This window comes from Gemmata palustris (genome assembly GCF_017939745.1).
In the GTDB taxonomy this organism is placed as follows: domain Bacteria; phylum Planctomycetota; class Planctomycetia; order Gemmatales; family Gemmataceae; genus Gemmata; species Gemmata palustris.
In genome coordinates this window covers 5,785,735-5,800,925 of sequence record NZ_JAGKQQ010000001.1, presented here as the reverse complement: position 1 = coordinate 5,800,925, position 15,191 = coordinate 5,785,735, and the positions used below count along the sequence as shown (strand labels likewise).

15 protein-coding genes are annotated in these 15,191 nt (G+C 65.4%); 11 read left to right on the top strand and 4 right to left on the bottom strand.

Features of this window, described 5'->3' with window-relative positions; genetic code table 11:
• Positions 1–7: 7 nt before the first annotated feature.
• Positions 8–787, bottom strand: coding sequence for a DUF547 domain-containing protein (locus J8F10_RS39220; protein WP_210658155.1), 780 nt, complete (start codon positions 785–787; stop codon positions 8–10).
• Between the two features lie 89 nt (positions 788–876).
• On the opposite strand from J8F10_RS39220, the gene J8F10_RS23890 reads away from it, so the two are divergent.
• The 10 genes from J8F10_RS23890 (at position 877) to J8F10_RS23845 (ending at position 10,865) form a co-directional block, all read left to right on the top strand.
• Positions 877–1,488: a CDP-alcohol phosphatidyltransferase family protein gene (locus J8F10_RS23890; RefSeq protein ID WP_210658153.1), complete on the top strand. Its 612-nt coding sequence runs from the start codon at positions 877–879 to the stop codon at positions 1,486–1,488.
• Positions 1,489–1,614: 126 nt separating this feature from the next.
• A complete protein-coding gene (locus J8F10_RS23885) occupies positions 1,615–2,574 on the top strand; it encodes a DUF1559 family PulG-like putative transporter (protein ID WP_210658151.1) in 960 nt (319 codons plus the stop codon).
• A 28-nt stretch (positions 2,575–2,602) separates the two neighbouring features.
• Positions 2,603–2,989 carry a hypothetical protein gene (locus J8F10_RS23880; RefSeq protein WP_210658149.1) on the top strand — a complete coding sequence of 129 codons (387 nt, stop codon included), beginning with the start codon at positions 2,603–2,605 and terminating at the stop codon, positions 2,987–2,989.
• Positions 2,990–3,016: 27 nt separating this feature from the next.
• Positions 3,017–3,895 (top strand): DUF1559 family PulG-like putative transporter, encoded by an 879-nt coding sequence (locus J8F10_RS23875; protein ID WP_210658147.1) that lies wholly within the window; start codon positions 3,017–3,019, stop codon positions 3,893–3,895.
• A 40-nt stretch (positions 3,896–3,935) separates the two neighbouring features.
• Positions 3,936–5,519 (top strand): DUF1553 domain-containing protein, encoded by a 1,584-nt coding sequence (locus J8F10_RS23870; RefSeq protein WP_210658145.1) that lies wholly within the window; start codon positions 3,936–3,938, stop codon positions 5,517–5,519.
• A 286-nt stretch (positions 5,520–5,805) separates the two neighbouring features.
• Positions 5,806–6,186 carry a hypothetical protein gene (locus J8F10_RS23865; protein WP_210651472.1) on the top strand — a complete coding sequence of 127 codons (381 nt, stop codon included), beginning with the start codon at positions 5,806–5,808 and terminating at the stop codon, positions 6,184–6,186.
• 88 nt (positions 6,187–6,274) lie between these two features.
• Complete coding sequence (locus J8F10_RS23860; RefSeq protein WP_210661683.1) at positions 6,275–7,435, top strand: LysR family transcriptional regulator; 1,161 nt, start codon at positions 6,275–6,277, stop codon at positions 7,433–7,435.
• Between the two features lie 94 nt (positions 7,436–7,529).
• The gene (locus tag J8F10_RS23855) at positions 7,530–8,708 is read left to right on the top strand and encodes a DUF1501 domain-containing protein (RefSeq protein WP_210658144.1); all 1,179 of its coding nucleotides are present in this window, start codon (positions 7,530–7,532) and stop codon (positions 8,706–8,708) included.
• Positions 8,705–9,754: an EF-hand domain-containing protein gene (locus J8F10_RS23850; RefSeq protein WP_210658142.1), complete on the top strand. Its 1,050-nt coding sequence runs from the start codon at positions 8,705–8,707 to the stop codon at positions 9,752–9,754. The genes J8F10_RS23855 and J8F10_RS23850 overlap by 4 nt, the downstream gene beginning before the upstream one ends.
• A 43-nt stretch (positions 9,755–9,797) precedes the next feature.
• The gene (locus J8F10_RS23845; protein ID WP_210658140.1) at positions 9,798–10,865 is read left to right on the top strand and encodes an ABC transporter ATP-binding protein; all 1,068 of its coding nucleotides are present in this window, start codon (positions 9,798–9,800) and stop codon (positions 10,863–10,865) included.
• Here the strand turns inward: J8F10_RS23845 and J8F10_RS23840 are convergent.
• From J8F10_RS23840 to J8F10_RS23830, 3 genes are read right to left on the bottom strand one after another with little or no spacing between them, the layout of a single operon-like run.
• Entirely contained in the window at positions 10,816–11,604 is a 789-nt protein-coding gene (locus tag J8F10_RS23840; RefSeq protein ID WP_315854153.1) for an ABC transporter permease, read from the bottom strand. The two genes, J8F10_RS23845 and J8F10_RS23840, sit on opposite strands and share 50 nt — an antisense overlap.
• Complete coding sequence (locus J8F10_RS23835) at positions 11,597–12,475, bottom strand: ABC transporter permease (RefSeq protein ID WP_210658138.1); 879 nt, start codon at positions 12,473–12,475, stop codon at positions 11,597–11,599. The genes J8F10_RS23840 and J8F10_RS23835 overlap by 8 nt, the downstream gene beginning before the upstream one ends.
• Positions 12,472–13,599 (bottom strand): ABC transporter substrate-binding protein, encoded by a 1,128-nt coding sequence (locus J8F10_RS23830; protein ID WP_210658136.1) that lies wholly within the window; start codon positions 13,597–13,599, stop codon positions 12,472–12,474. The genes J8F10_RS23835 and J8F10_RS23830 overlap by 4 nt, the downstream gene beginning before the upstream one ends.
• Positions 13,600–13,980: 381 nt before the next feature.
• Between J8F10_RS23830 and J8F10_RS23825 the strand changes: the two genes are divergently transcribed.
• Positions 13,981–15,186: a molybdopterin molybdotransferase MoeA gene (locus J8F10_RS23825; RefSeq protein WP_210658134.1), complete on the top strand. Its 1,206-nt coding sequence runs from the start codon at positions 13,981–13,983 to the stop codon at positions 15,184–15,186.
• Positions 15,187–15,191: the final 5 nt, after the last annotated feature.

The following is a 15,191-nucleotide window of genomic DNA, read 5'->3' as shown; positions in this document are numbered from 1 at the left end:
GCGCAGACTACTCTTTCTGCTGGTCGTTCAGCTTCCAGTCGTAGGGCAAAAACTCTACCCGGGTCGGCATCGAATCGATCTGATCGCGGGCCGCGTCGGGGAGAAACTTCCGTATCGCGGTCAGGAGATCTGCGGGCGTGGAGGTGAAGTCGGGTCCGTACCACTTGAACAACTTGGAGAGCGAAACCACCTGCTTCTCGGAATCGATACGGACGGCGTCCGGGCGCGCGAAGAACTCGCGGGCGCTCGCTTCCAATTCGTGCTGAACGGTGTCGCCAGTGAAGGCCCGCGGGCGCAGGACCGGGCAACTGTTGGACGCACACACGAGCGCGAAGTGAACCCGCGGGTCGCTCAACAGTCGCAGAACGCCGTGCTCGATTTCGGAGAGCGAAAACGTGCGATCGCCGATGTGCAGCCGGAGGTTTTTCCAGATGTTGAACCCGAACACGCGACCGGTGTGATTCCGGATGCTCGTGGTCGGGTACATGCGGAGAATGCCCGCGAGCGTGAGTGCGTTGTAGACGTTGATCCAGAACGCGAGGGCGGATTCGTGCGGAGCGGGGCCGTCGATGTCGGCCCGACCGACCGCGGTGAGGTACTTGTGGAGGGCACTCACGTCCGCGTCGCTCGCCTTCCAGTCCGCGTAGGCTACGCGCCCGTTGCTATCCACGAACTTGGCGAGGAGCGCGTCGAACGGGCCGTGATCCACCTCCGCGAGCGGAACGCGGTTCTCGCGAGGGCACGGTTCTCCGATGAACACTGTCGGGGCGAATAGCGGGAACTGCACGCGGCACCTCACTCGCGACGAAGAGACAACATACCTCTCCCACTGGATACCGACGAGCGCCCGAGCGCGGGCCACACACGAGAGCGCGAATGTTCGACGCCCGACTGCGCCGGCTGATTGATGATCCCCTGGACCGACTGGCCGCGGTGATGGCCCGGTGCGGGCTGAGTGCGAACGTTGTGACCGTGACGGGGTTCGCGTTCGGCGCGGCGGCGTGTGCGGCTCTGGCGTTTTGCCAGTACGAAGCGGCGCTCGCGCTGATCGCGTTGAACCGCGTCGCCGACGGACTCGATGGCGCACTGGCTCGGCGCCTCGGCCCGACCGATCTCGGCGGGTACCTCGATATCGCGCTCGATTTCCTGTTCTATTCGGGCGTGCCGTTCTTCTTCGCCGTCGGTCGGCCGGAATTCGCGCTACCGGCGTGCTTTCTCGTGTTCAGTTTCGTGGGCACGGGCAGTTCGTTCCTGGCGTTCTCCGCGTTCGCGGCCAAACGCGGCATCACCACGGAAGCCCGCGGAAAGAAGGCGATTTACTACCTCGGTGGCCTCACCGAAGGCGCGGAGACGATCGCGGTGTTCGTACTCGTCTGCCTGTTCCCGGACTTGTTCGCGTGGTTCGCGTGGATCTTCGGCGGGATGTGTTGGCTCACCACCGCGACGCGCCTCGCCACGGCGGTCGAGACCTTTCGCGTGACGAAGTAACATCAGGGCAGGTGTCGTGAATTTCCTGAAAGGTCGTTGACGCCGGGTGGTAATCTCCGCAACATAGTGATTATACGGCATACGTGAATGTTTTTCCGCCAGCTTGCTCTTCACCCGGGAGATCCCATGACCCGTCGTCGCGGGTTTACGCTCATTGAATTGCTCGTCGTGATCGCGATCATCGCGATCCTCATCGGACTGCTCCTCCCCGCGGTCCAAAAAGTGCGCGAGGCTGCCGCACGCATGAGCAGCCAGAACAATCTGAAGCAACTCGGACTGGCGTTCGCGAACTACGAGAGCTCGTACAACCACTACCCCAACGGGGGCGGGTACGATAACCCGAACACCAACAACACCGACCCGCTCTGCTCCACCGGGTTCCCCGGCGGCTCCAGCTACGTCCCGCGTTGGGGTAAGCCGAACCGAGCCGGTAAGTACCAACTCGGCTCCGCGTTCTACTCGCTCCTGCCTTACGTCGAGCAAGATGCGCTGTTCAAAGATCCGCTGGCGTGCTACCGGACTCCCGTCAAGACTTATTACATGCCCTCGCGGCGCTCGCCGACGGCCCAAACGGTGCCCGCAACGGACTCGGTTAACATCGGGTACACGTATTTCGACGCCGGCCTGGGAGCCAGCGCGCGGTCGGACTACGCGGCCAACGACCAGGTGTTCTGCACAACCTACGGCGCGAATTGGGGTAAGGTTTCGACCGTGGCAAGCGTCGCCGACGGGTTGTCGAACACGCTGTTTATGGGCGAGAAGGCGATGAACCCGCGGTCCTACGGCGCCGGCACTTGGTACTGGGACGAGCCCTACGTCATGGGTGGCACCGGTGGCACCGGGCGCTGCGGGGACGGTATCTATCAGGACCAGACGCTGATTAACTTCCCGACCCGGCCGGAAGAGCGAGGCTGGACGGAAGGCTCCGAGTATTGCGGTGGGGGCACGTGGGGCTCGCCCAGTCCCGCGGGGGCGCAATTCGTGTTCGGCGACGGGAGCGTTCGCACGGTTAACTACAGCATTACAAACGCCGTCCTGCGGTTGTTGATTCGTCAGGCCGACGGTCAAGTCATCCCCCAATACTGATTGCGCAATCTCACCGAGGCATTTCATAATGCGTTGTTTGTTCCTGGCCGTGGCGTTCGTCGCCGCGGCCCTTGTCGGGTGCGGGGGCAAGGGTGCTCCGAAACTCGCGCCGGTCACCGGTAAGGTGACTCAGCAAGGAACGGGACTGTCGGCCGGGGTCGTGTATTTTTACCCGGCCACCGGCAACACCTGGACCGGCGAGCCGCCCACCTCGCAGCTCCAGTTAGACGGTGGGTTCACAATAAGCACCTACCCGCACGGAGAAGGTGTGCCACCCGGGGAGTGGAAAGTGACCCTGTCGCCCGCTCTCGCCGGCCGCATCAAGCGCCCGGACTACGCCGATCGCAACAAAACGCCGTGGTCCCTCAAAGTGCCCGACGAGGGCGTCAAGGATCACACGTTCGAGGTCAAGTGACCGCACTCGCCCTCAGAGAGGCCGCACGTGATTCGGCGAATCGCTAACATCGCGTTCGGGACCGCGCTCGTCGCAATCGTCGCGGGGCTACTGCTCCCGGCGATCGCCAAGGCGCGGGCCGCGAACGCCGCGTCGCGGTCAAAAGAGAACCTGCGCACGATCGGCCAGGGGATGCAGTCGTTCACCACGACCTACCGCTTCTTCCCGGGGAACGGCGGGCCACCGGCCGAAGCGGTCACTACGCCCGACTGTCGAACCGGGTTCCCGGACAGTGAGACGTTCCGCTGGGGCTACGGGGATCCCAAGCGCGCGGGTCGGCTCCAAACCGGGTGCTGGGCGTACAGCATTCTGCCTTACATCGGCGAAGAAGAAGCGTTCCGCAAGCAGGACTACACGCGGGCGGTTCCGACCTACTACATCGGCACCCGGCGCCCTGCCGAAGCCCAACAGGTGCCGAAGGTCGATCCGATCTACGCGAAGTGGACGTACCAGGACGCGGGGCTGGGACCGTGGGGCCGCACGGACTACGCCGCCAACGATCAGGTGGTCCGCGGCGGCAACGGCAACATGATGAAGCCGGAACAAGTGAAGGACGGCCTCGCCGAGACTGCGCTGATCGCCGAGAAAGCGATGGACACCGACGCGATCAAGGCCGGCGTCTGGTACTGGGACGAGCCGATCATCTTCGGAGGGAGCGGCGGGACCGGGCGCAAGGGCGACAAACTGCTCCGCGACGCCCCGAAGCTCATCGAAACCGTTTCGGACAATTGGGGGTCGCCCGACCCCAACGGCGTGTGGTTTCTCTTCTGTGACGGACACGTGCGGAAGTTGCCCTACTCCACACCGAACAAGACCGTCGCGGCCGCCATATCGCCTACGGCCGGCGACGTGTTCGATCTCGAATGACCGCGTGCGGCTCGCACCGTTCCCGTCAGGACCATCACGCATGATTCGCTTCGCGCTCGCGCTGTTCGCCACCGCTCTCGGGATCAGCGGCGCGACAGGGGCCGCACCGGACCCGACCCAACTCGCGGCGCAAATCGACGCCCGGATCGATGCGAAATTGAGCGCTCACGGCGTGAAGCCGGCCGCGCCTGCGTCGGATGCGGAGTTCCTGCGCCGCGCGTCACTCGACATTGTGGGGCGCGTCCCCACCGTGGCCGAGGCACGTGCGTTCCTCGACGACAAATCGGCCAACAAGCGTGCGAAGCTCATCGACAAACTGCTCACCAGCCCCAGCGCAATCAACCACGCCGCGGCGGTCTGGCGCCTCGCGTTCGTGCCGCAATCCGCGGTCAACCCGCGAGTCCAGTTCCTCAACATCAGCCTCGAAGCGTGGATTCGCGACCGGCTCCGGGCCGGGCGGAAGGCCGACGAGTTGGTGCGCGACCTGCTCACGGCCCCACTCGACTACCTCGACCGCGAAGCGGACGGGCGCCCGCGCCCGGTCCCCGGCCCGTCGGCGCTTGCCTTCTATCAGGCGAACGACCTCAAAGCCGAAACGGTCGCGTCCAGCGCCGCACGGGTGCTGCTCGGGGTGAAGATCGAGTGCGCCCAGTGCCACAACCACCCATTCGACAAATGGACGCAGCAGCAGTTCTGGGAAACCGCCGCGTTCTTCGCCCCGGTGCCACCGCAGGGACCGGAAGAGAAGGTGGTCCCGGCCACGCAACTGCTCCTTCGCAAGACGGTCCCGGTCAACGACACCAAGACCGAGGCGACGCCGAAGTTCATTGACGGCGCCGACCCGGACTGGAAGGGCGTGACTGATACGCGACAGCAGTTCGCGGAGTGGGCCACGGCGAAAAAGAACCCGTTCTTCGCGCGGGCGACCGCGAACCGCATCTGGGCACAGTTCTTCGGCATCGGGATCGTTGATCCCGTGGACGACTTCAACCCGCAAAACCCGCCGAGCCACCCCGAGTTGCTCGACGATCTGGCTGCGGCACTCGTGGCCGCCGACTTCGACACCAGCGTCCTCGTGAAAGCGATCGGCCGATTGGCCGCGTATCAGCGGAGCAGCAAAGGGGCTGCGAAGACGCAGAACGACCCGCGATTGTTCGCGCGAATGAACGTGAAGGGGCTTTCGCCGGAGCAGCTCTTCGACAGTCTCGCCCAGGCGACTGGTTACCGCGAAGAGATCCCGGCCGCGTCGCGTGTCGCGTTCGGCGTGACTGCGGAATCCCCACGCGGGCAATTCCTCGCGAAGTTTGCCGGAGGTGGTCAACGTACCGACGCCCAGACGTCGATCCTTCAGGCGCTGGCGCTCATGAACGGCACGTGGCTCGCGCGCCAAACCGATCCCGAAAAGGGCGAGACGCTCATTGCGGTCGCGAGTGCCCCGTTCCTCACTGACGCGGAACGGATTGAAGTGCTGTTCCTCGCAACATACGCCCGCCGACCGACCGCCGCGGAGAGCGAGAAGTTCCTCGATCACCTCACGCGCGACGGCGACGCGGGGCGCAAGGCCCAACTCGCGGACATCCTCTGGGCGCTCGTGAACAGCCAAGAGTTCCTACTCAATCACTAACGTGGGAACGGGGAGCGCGGAATTCGGAACGCGGAATACGAAATACGAACCGAAATCGCCTTCGCTTTCTCACCTTCTCTAACACCGGGTGTGTCGTGTCTTCACTCCGCGCTCCGCACTCCGCATTCCGCGATTCTGTCGATCGGCGCCGGCTGATGCAACTCGCGGCCGCGGGCGTCGCGGTCGGGGAGGTCAGTTCACGGTTTGTTGGGGGCTAGCAGTGTTTCGAGGGCGGGATAGGAAATCCCCAACCCGTCGTCGACGCAACCTCAAGGCAGGACGAGCCATGCCGACGCCCCGCTTCACGCCCGAGGAACTCCGCCAACTCCACGACCTCGCCCGGCAGTGGGCCAAGATCGTCTCCAAGCGGGCCTTCGGCGACGACGGCCCCGGACTCGACGTGGACTTCCGAGCCATGGAGCAGATCGCCACCGCCGCGGCCCGGGGACTCACCGAGGGCACACTCGAACTGCTGCTCCAACAGCAGGCCGACAAGCTCTCCACCGAACAGCCGTGTCCGGCGTGCGGCACGCTCTGTCCCACGACGCCGCACACCCGACCGCTCACCGCGGACGGAGCCGAGGTCGAGCAGACGGAACGCAAGGCCCACTGTCCCGACTGCCGCCGGGACTTTTTCCCCCCTGCGGACGGCTCTGGGCCTGGATGAGCACGGGTACAGTTCCTCCGTCCTCGAGCGTATCGTCACCGCCGCCGCCCGGTTCGCGTCGTTCCGCGATGCCACCTTCGCCGTGCAGATGTCGCGGGTCGGCATCAGCGAGAGCCAGGTCCGCCGGCTGGCCCACAAGGTCGGGGCGGAACTGGTCGCCGAACGGGACCGGAAGGCGGTCGAGCACCGCCGCCGGCAACTGGCCTCGCGGACGGGGGTGGTTCCCGAGGTCGTCGTGGTGGAGGTCGATGGGGGGCGCATCCGTACCCGCGCGGCGGGGGCGGCCCCTGGTGTCCACGAAGCCCAGAACAAGGAGGACAAGATCGCCGGTCTGGCCACGTTGAAGGGTCCGACGTTCGCCGCCGACCCGTGCCCCGAACCGCCGGAGTCGTTCCTCTGCCCCCGCCGGGTGCAACGTCTGGTGAGCCAGATGAAGGGGCACTCGGGTCGGGACGATACCCAAGAAACCCCGGACGAATCGACCACGGCCGGAGTCGAGCCGATCGCGACCGGGTCGGCCGGGCGGTGGTCACCGGAGAAGTTGGTGCGGACGTGTGTGGCGAGCCTGGGATCGAGTTGTTCGTTCGGCCCGTTGGTGGCGGCGGAGGCCCAAGAGCGGCACTTCTACGAGGCGAGGCGCCGGGCGTTCGTGGCCGACGGGGCGGCGTACAACTGGTCGATCCACGAGGGGTACTTCCGGGACTTCGAGCCGGTCGTGGACCTGTTGCACGTGCTGTGCTACGTGTACTCGTCGGCGCGTGCGGTGGGCGGGGACGAGTCGGGCGGGTGGCGACAGTACGAGGCGTGGATGCGTTCGTGTTGGAAGGGCCGGGTCGCCGAGGTGCTGGTGGAGTTGGACGGGTGGCACGAACGCCTGGGAGAGTCGCCGGCGGGTGAGGCAAGGACGGCGGAGGACCGCCGTGACCCACGTCGGTTGGTGGCCGAGGCGAGGTGCTACCTGAGGAACAACGAGAAGCGGATGGACTACCCGAGATACCGGCGTGAGGGGTTGCCGACGACGAGCAGCCTGGTGGAGTCGCTGGTGGGTGAGTTCAGCGCTCGTGTGAAAGGGAAGCAGAAGCACTGGAACCGCCCGGACGGGGCCGAATCCATCCTGCAACTCCGGGCGGCCGTTCTGAGCGAGGACGATCGCTTGAGTCGGTACTTCACTGACCGATCCGGAAGCCCGTTCCGGAAACGGCAGCCAGTGGAGAAAGACGACACCCCAAACACGCAAACCGCGGCGTGACCTCGCGGTCGGGGCACAGGGCGGGTGGTTCAACCGGTTTGCTGAAGCCGCGGCCGCGGACCCGAAGCGGAAGCGCTCGTGCATTCTGTTGTGGATGCCCGGCGGTCCGTCGCAGCTCGACACCTTCGACCCCAAACCGGGCGAAGAAACGGGCGGGCCGTTCAAGGCCATCGAGACCGCGGTGCCGGGCATCAAAATCGCCGAGCACCTGCCGCTCGTCGCGAAGCAGATGAAGCACCTCGCGGTCGTGCGCTCGATGTCCACGAAGGAGGGCGACCACGACCGCGCCGCGTACCTGCTCCGCACCGGGCGCTTGCCGCAAGAGCCGCTCCAGTATCCGACGCTCGGTTCGCTAGTCTCGAAGGAACTCGGCGACCCAAAGGCCGAGTTACCGAATTACATCAGCATCGGCGGGCGCCGCGGATTGAGCGACGGCGGGTACAGTTCCGGCTACCTGGGGCCGGACTACGCCCCGCTCCTGGTCGGTGACAGCCCGGACGCGCCGTACACGCGGCGCCCGGGGTTGCGCGACCTGGCCGTTGCGGACATCAAGCCCGCCGTCGAGAGCAGCCGTGCGAACGATCGCGTGAAGCTGCTCGAAGGGCTGAACGCGGACTTCGCGCCCGGGCGCGAGGGGACCGTCACCGCGAGCATCCAGTCCGCCTACGAGCGCGGGCTGCGACTCGTGAACGGTTCCGCGAGCGCCGCGTTCCACCTCGACGACGAACCGGAGAAACTACGCTCCACTTATGGCAAGAACCCGTTCGGCCAGGGGTGCCTCATCGCACGGCGCCTGGTCGAGCGCGGCGTGCCGTTCGTCGAAGTGACGCTCAGCGGCGGGTTCATGGGCAGTTGGGACACGCACGCCCGAAACTTCGATCGCGTGAAGACGCTTTGCGACATTCTCGACCCGGCCTGGGCCGCGCTCGTGGCGGATCTCAAGGATCGGGGGCTGCTGGACACGACCACGATCGTGTGGATGGGCGAATTCGGCCGCACCCCGCGCATCAACGGAAACCTCGGCCGCGACCACTACCCGAATGCGTGGAACGTGGTGCTGGGCGGCGGCGGGATCAAGTGCGGCCAAGTGATCGGCCGAACGAGCAAGGACGGCTCGACGGTCGAGGAGCGCCCGGCCGACGTGCCCGACCTGCTCGCGACGATCTGCAAGGCGGTCGGCGTCGATTACGAGAAGCAACACCTCTCGAACATCGGGCGCCCCATTCGTATCGTCGATAAATCCGCGAAACCGCTGACGGAGGTGCTCTCGTGACCCCGGCTGCGTTCGCGCTAATCGCCCTTCTCCCAGGTACTGATCCCGCACCCGCCCACGACGTGCTGCTCGAAGTCGGCAGCGCGCCGGCGGTTCGCGTGCGGCTGAAAATCGAACTCGGTGGTTCGCCACTCGCGAAACTCGACGCCGACGCGAAACGTACCCGCGAAGCTCTGAAGGGCAAGCCCGGCGCGAGTGCGCTGGACAACCTCATGCCAGAGGGTTCGCTGTTTCGCGCCGAAGCACTGACCGCAACATCCCCGCACCCCGCCGCGCTTTCCCGCGCGATCTTCAGGGCGCTCGATAAGGACAAGGACGGAAAGCTCTCCGCCGATGAACTCGCGCACGCGGAGAAGGTGCTGCTCAACAGGTTCGACCTGGACGACGACGAATGTATTTCGCCGCTCGAACTGGTCCCTGACCTGCAAACCGTCGTCCCCGAAAAGCGTGCGACGCCGAGAACAGTGCGAGCGACCGTTGTTCCGGTGGAGGGCAAAGCCGACATCGAGCAAACGGTGAAACTCGGTCGCGATGCCTCGTACTGGCGCGGGAAGATCGGCGGAACGTGGGTGGAGATCCACGCGCGCCCCGGACTTCCCACCGAGAAGCCGGTTGTGCCCAAAGCACTCGCCGCCGGGCGCGAAGAAACCAAAGCCGCGTTCGAGAAGATCGCTCGCGGAGTTGTGTCGCTCACCGCGGTGCCGGGACCGGTCGGGCTGTTTGATCTGCTCGACGCCGATCGCGACGGGCAACTCAGTGTGGCGGAACTGCGGCGCGCGAAGACTGTGCTCGTGGACGCAGCGTCCACCGACACCGGCGTGTCGCTCGTGATCGTCTCGGGCATCGCGAAGCCGCCCGCCGTTCCGCTCATCCGCACCTTCACGCGCGAAGCCGGGCCGCAATGGTTCCGCGCGATGGACCGGAACGGCGACGGGTTCGTTTCGGTCCGCGAGTTCCTCGGCACCCCGGAGCAGTTCCGTAAACTGGACCGTGACGGCGACGGCCTCCTGAGCGCCGAAGAAGCCGAAAAGGTCGAGAAACCTTGAGTCGCACTTTTGTTTCTCACGCAGCGAGCACCGAGCGCTCGGCATGAACCCGCCCACAAACGACGGCGTGCGCCTCGACGCCATCACGTTCGGATACGGTCCGACGACTGTCGTTCGGGACGTTTCCCTAGCACTTCCGGCGGGAAAGCTCCTCGCGCTGCTCGGTCCCTCCGGGTGCGGTAAAACCACACTGCTGAAACTACTCGGCGGCTATCTCGCACCGAGCGCGGGGCGTGTGTTCCTGCGCGGGCGCGACGTGACCGCGTTGCCCCCAGAAGCTCGGAACGCGGGCACGGTTTTTCAGAACTACGCTCTCTTCCCGCACCTCACGGCCCGGCAGAACGTCGCGTTCGGGCTCGAAGTGCGGCGCGTGGCCCGAGCCGTGTGCGACCGGCAGGTCGATGACATGCTCGCCCGCGTCGGGCTGTCCGCGGAGGAGCGCGACCGCAAACCGGCCCGGCTCTCCGGTGGGCAACAGCAGCGCGTCGCGCTCGCCCGAGCGCTAATTATCGAACCAGACGTATTGCTTCTCGACGAGCCACTCGCGAACCTCGACCGCCACCTCCGCGACCAACTCCGCACCGAGTTGCGCACGCTACAACGGCAAACGGGTGTAACGGCAGTGCTGGTCACACACGACCAGGAAGAAGCGCTCGCGGTGTCGGACCTGATCGGCGTGATGGCCGCGGGGCGCGTGCTCCAGGTAGGTGCGCCGGCGGACGTCTACGACCGCCCGCGCACGCCGTTCGTGGCGAAGTTCCTCGGCGCAGCGAATCTGCTTCCCGGCAAAATGGTTGGCAGCGCGGCCGAGTTCGTCATGGTTCGCCCGGAACACTGCGCGCTCAATCCCGAAGGCGGGCGGTGGACGTGGACCGGCCGCGTCGCCGGCGTGACGTTCCTCGGTGCGGATTTGCTTGTTGATGTGACGTGCGACAACGGCCTGTCCCTCCGGGTTCGTTCGCGCGCCACCGAGCGCGTGCAACCCGGCGATCTGGTGACCGTGGGCGCTGCCGAACACCACCTGTGGCCGATCCCCGATGCGGACCCGCCCGAAGTGACGCTTACAGGCGCCGGAGGAGATGCGCTGTCACCCACATTCCCGCCAGCGTGAACAGCACGGTCACACACGACGCGGCCGCGAGGAGCGGGGTATCCTTATCGCGCGCTTCCGGCCAGAGCGCGGCGGGGAGCGTTCGCGCACCGGGAGTTCCCAGGAAGACGGCGAACGTGAACTCGTTCACCGACAGGATGAACGCGATCACGGCCCCGGCGAGGATCGCCGGCGCGATGAGCGGAAGGGTCACGCGCCGGAACGCGGTCCACGGCCTCGCTCCCAATCCGCGTGCCGCGCGTTCGAGTTCGGGATCGGCTTGTGCTAGTGCGTTGCGGAGCAGGAGAAACACAACGGGCAGGCTAACGAGGCAGTGCGCGGCAGCGAGTGAATAAGCCCTCCCCTGCAAGCCGGCGAGCATCACGAGTGGCAACAACCCCATTGCGAGCACCACTGCGGGCACGAACATCGGTAGCAGCACCGCGCTACTCAGAATGTACCGACCGCGAAAATGGAACCGCGTAACCGCGACCGCCAACCCCAACCCGCCAACGAGCGCACCTGCGACCGAGAGCGCTGCGACTTCGGCCGAAGTTCGGAGCGCCCGCGTCCACTTCACCGAGCCGAAGAACTCGCGGTACCACCGAACCGACCACTCTCCGGTCGGCGGTTCCAGCAATTCGCCCGGCGCAAACGACATCCACACCGCGCACACGAACGGCGCGACGAGCGCGAGAAGTGTGAGCCCACCGAGTAAGCGACCGAGGAGCCACACCGGTTTGAAGGCGCAATTAAGCACTCGCGCCTCCTAACCGGCGCAACGCACGCGCCGGCCACGAATACAGCGCCACGCATACGGCTACGGTCACCAGGCTCAGCACGGCCGTGGTCGCGGCCCGCGGCCAGTCGCCGTACCCCATACCGTCTTTTTGCACCTTCACGGCGAGCGTCGTTTGTTCCGGCCCACCGAGCAAGAGCGGGCCGACGAACGCGCCCAGCGCCCAAATCAAACACAACTGCCCCGCAACGGCCACGCCCGGCAAGGATAGAGGTAGCGTGACGCGGCGGAACGCGGTCCACGGTCCCGCCCCCAACCCGCGTGCGGCGGCAATAAGGGACGGGTCGATACGATCGAGTGCGGGCACCAGAACGAGGACCGCGTAGGGCATGATGAGGTACGTTTCGGCAACAAGTACCCCGAACAGATTGTGCGTGAGCAAGAGCGGTTCGGAGGTCAGGCCCAGTGCGAGGAGTACGCGGTTCACGGGACCGGTGCTCCCGAGCAGCAGGTTCACGCCGTAAAGGACGACGAATACGTTCGTCAGCTTCGGGAGGATCACCGCTCCGAGTGCGAGCGCCTTTGCGCGCTTGGGGAGCGAGTGAATGAAAAGTGCCAGTGGGTAGCCGATGGCCACACTCAGTGCCGCGACCGTTACCCCGAGCACGACCGTAAACGCAACGATGCCGCGCCCGAAGCGCTCACCGAGAAGTTCGGAATACGCGCTGAGCGACCACGTTCCAGGTCGGTAGAAGTCCGCGCCACCCGCACTCTGGTAAAAGCTGGTGCGGATGAGAATAAGAACCGGCCCCGCGAACAGTGCAATGAGGAGCACGATTGTGGGTGCCGCAAGCAGCCACGGTGTTGCTGAGTGGGTGGGGCGTGTCGTCACGACTTACGCAGGATCTCCTGCTCCCACGTCTTCTTGATGTGGTCCCAATCCTTGAAGTACGCCTCGTAGGGGAAATACTTCATCGTGCGGAACTGCTCGTCGGTCGAGGGGTACGTCCGCGCCCACGCCGCGTCTTCCTTCGCAACTTCCCGCGCGGCCTCGACGTGCGACGTTCCCGCGCCGCGCCGGGCCATCGCCGCTTGCACGTCCTTGGTGAGCAGGAAATCGATGGCGGCTTCGGCCAGGTCCGCGTTCGGGGTGTCGGCCGGGATCACCCACATGAGTTGCACGAACGCGCGATCGGTTTCGGGCGTTGTGAACCCGACCGTATCGGCCTTCTCTTTCGCCGTTTGTAGCATCGTGACACTGTGGGCGTTACCCGCCGCGAAGTTCCCTTGCAGCAGATCCTGGAACATCTTCGGGCCGGTCGGCCACCAGAACCGCACGCGGTCGCGCTCGCGCTTCGCAAAATCGAGCACGCTCCCGATGTCGTCGGTGAGAATTTTGTGCGCGGTTCCGGGCTTCCTGTCCGCAGCCGCCTTCATGCACGCGAACGTGTAGAGCGACATGTAGAACCACTCGTACAGCGCAACCTTGCCGTGTAAGTCGGCGCGCATCAGGTCGCCCCAACCGGTCGGCTCCGCGCCCACCTGCTTGTGGTTCCACGCAAGCGTCATTGCCGACTCGTGGAACGTGACCCCGTACCGCTCCTTTGCCACCCAGTTGTCGAGCGCGCCGGGAGCGAGCGCTTTGTGGTTCGGCACCTTGTCGAAGTCGATTTGCCGGAACATCCCGCTCTTGATTGCAGGATAGCCTTGCGTCGCGTCGGTCAGCACGAGGTCGAACGCGGGTTGTCCCTTGGGCGACGTTTTCAACTTGGCGATCGAATCTTCCCAGCCGGGATCGAGCACCACCGTCGCGCCGGTCTTGGCTTCAAACGGCCCGGCGAAGTGCTCCTGGAAGATCTTGTCCAGCCCGGAGTACACGAACACCGTGAGCGTGCGCCCGTGGAAGTCGCCCCCGCCCGGGGCGGGCTTCGAGCACCCACCTATAAGCCCGCCCGCGCCGAGCGCAGCGCCCACTGTTTTCAAGAACCCGCGCCGGTTCACATCGTGACAGTTCATAAGGTGTTACGATATCAATCGTCGATTGCGGTAACAAGCAACTGAAGCCCTCGGACGCACACAATCGGTTTCAGACCGCTCGCCCAGCCACGTCGAAGGCGGAGCCGGGATTAGCTGTCCCCCGCAGGCGTGGCCCCACGGGAGTAAGCGAGCGGTGCGGGCCGGAAACGAGCCCCGGCCCGCTCCGCTCCCCGGCACAGTTGCCGCTTTCATTCGCCGGCCCGTAGCATGTCCCGGTTGCACTCCATTCTCATCCGTCCCGCGTCCGAGTGTAACCTGGGGTGTAACCGAAACGGAAGGCACGCGCCAAGTGCTTAAATTCCCGGGTAGTCTGGTTCAGGTTGAGCAGTATACAACCCAAATCCACCCGGAGAACTTTCGATGCGCGAAGTTGCCGACGCGCTGGCCATCGTGCTGAAACACGCGAAGCCGCTAAAGCCCGAAGTGACCGCACTCGCAGCCAATGCACTCGGGCAGGTACTCGCAGCCGATGTCGTTGCGGACACGGATTCACCACCGTTCTCAAAGTCCCTACGCGATGGCTTCGCGGTACGGGCTGCGGATTGCGCCTCACCGAACGCGGAACTTCGGGTGATCGAAGAAGTGCCCGCCGGGAAGATGCCGACGAAATCCGTTGGGGCCGGCGAAGCGAGCCGCATCTTTACGGGCGCACCGATCCCCGACGGCGCGGACGCGATCGTGATGCAGGAGGACACTCAAACGCTGGAAGGCGGTCGCGTTCGCATTACCGATCCGGACGTGAAACCGCGCCAGTACGTGTACGCACGCGGCACGGAGATGCGGGCCGGCGAACCGGTCATGACCGCCGGTACGGTGATTAACCCGGCCGCATTGGGCGTGCTGGCGAACGTCGGACAGACCGCGGTCCCCGTGTTCCCGCGCCCGCGTGTCGGCATTATTGCCACCGGCGACGAACTGGTCGAAGCCGGTACGAAGCCAAGTGCCGGGCAAATTCGCAACTCGAACGGGCCGATGCTCACGGCCCAAACCGTTCGCGGCGGTGGACTTCCGCAATATCTCGGTATCGCGAAGGACGATCGCGTCGTCACAAAAGCACTCATCGCGAAGGGGCTCGCCGAATCCCAAGTGTTGCTGATCGCAGGCGGGGTGTCGGTCGGCGATTTTGACCTCGTCCCCAACGTGCTCAAGGAACTCGGAGTCTCCTTTCACGTGCAACAAGTACGCATGAAACCGGGCAAGCCACTGCTGTTCGGCACCACCGAAACCGGCGTGCTGGTGTTCGGGTTACCAGGCAACCCGGTGAGTTCGTTCGTGGGCTTTGAACTCTTCGTGCGCCCCGCCCTCCGAATCCTGGGTGGACACGAAGCCCCCGGTCCGCGCAAAATCCGTCTGCCGGTGACGGAAGGGTTGGCTGAGAGTAACGACCGCCCGACCTACCGACCAGCGCAGTTGGTGCCGGGCGAAACGGGTTGGAGCGTGCGGCCGCTGCCGAATTCCGGCGCGCCGGATCTGGCTGGCTTGCAACCGGCCGATGCGCTGCTCGTGCTACCCGCCGGCGAAGCCCGCGTCGATCGCGGTACACTCATGGAAGTGGTGCTGCTGTAACTGGC